Consider the following 753-nt stretch of genomic DNA (forward strand, 5'->3'; position numbering starts at 1 on the left):
GTCTTCATGAAAGTCCACGCTGTCAGGACCTGCGGACGCTGACAGGTGGCCTTAGAAAGAAGTTCATTGCCGGCACGAAAAATAACATGTCTTTCGGAGCGAATGAGGCAGCAGCCGGATATTGGGGGTTTCTTAACCCAACCAAATATAGTAGACATGGTATTTTTATTGCCACTCCAAAATTTGATAACCAACGAATTTCAGTAACAGATCAGAGTTCACCGCCAGCACGAAAAATACCATGTCTTTCATGAGGCCTGATTGTCGAAATCCGGCGGATCTTTCGGACCGGTTTGCTTCGTATCCCGACTGATGGACAGGGTTTTGAGCTTTGGTGTTGTCCAGGTTTTGAGTGTGTTGGTTTGATTTTTCATGGTTGTGTTGCTTGTGGTGGTTTAAAGTTTTTTTGTTTTAACGAATCACGAAACCTTGGGTCATCCCCCTATTCAGGAAAAACACCTGAATTTTCCCCCTTCGAAGGGGGACTAAGGGGATGGCTCGCTGTGTCTGATACTTCAAAATTGTCAAAAAATTGATTGCATGTTTTTCATTTCGCCCTCTCCCCGCCCTTTGGGCACCCCTCTCCCTCGGGAGAGGGGATAGGAGTGAGGGGATTTGTGTTCGCAGCTCGGCGAACCGCGTTACGTTACTTCAAAATCGTTAGTTTCCTCGTCATGATCTGGCTGCCCGCCTGCAATCGGTATAAATACACCCCGCTCGACAGGTTCCGCGCATCAAAGTTTACCGTATGAC

3 protein-coding genes are annotated in these 753 nt (G+C 47.4%); 1 reads left to right on the forward strand and 2 read right to left on the reverse strand.

Translation table 11 applies throughout. From position 1 onward, the window contains the following. Positions 1-254, forward strand: a 254-nt coding sequence (locus L6773_RS21280; RefSeq protein ID WP_237856691.1) for a hypothetical protein, incomplete at its 5' end; no start/stop codon positions are given. On the opposite strand, the gene L6773_RS21560 is transcribed toward L6773_RS21280, so the two are convergent. Then, complete coding sequence (locus L6773_RS21560) at positions 249-374, reverse strand: hypothetical protein (RefSeq protein ID WP_255727828.1); 126 nt, start codon at positions 372-374, stop codon at positions 249-251. The genes L6773_RS21280 and L6773_RS21560 overlap by 6 nt on opposite strands. A 272-nt stretch (positions 375-646) precedes the next feature. Beyond that, a partial coding sequence (locus tag L6773_RS21565) for a T9SS type A sorting domain-containing protein (RefSeq protein WP_255727829.1) occupies positions 647-753 on the reverse strand: 107 nt, incomplete at its 5' end.

The sequence above is a fragment of the Rhodohalobacter sulfatireducens genome (genome assembly GCF_022012475.1).
Lineage (GTDB): Bacteria > Bacteroidota > Rhodothermia > Balneolales > Balneolaceae > Rhodohalobacter > Rhodohalobacter sulfatireducens.

Coding starts and splice junctions, on each gene's coding strand:
- L6773_RS21560 (WP_255727828.1), bottom strand. CDS start 374: ATGAAAAATCAAACCAACACACTCAAAACCTGGACAACACCAAAGCTC.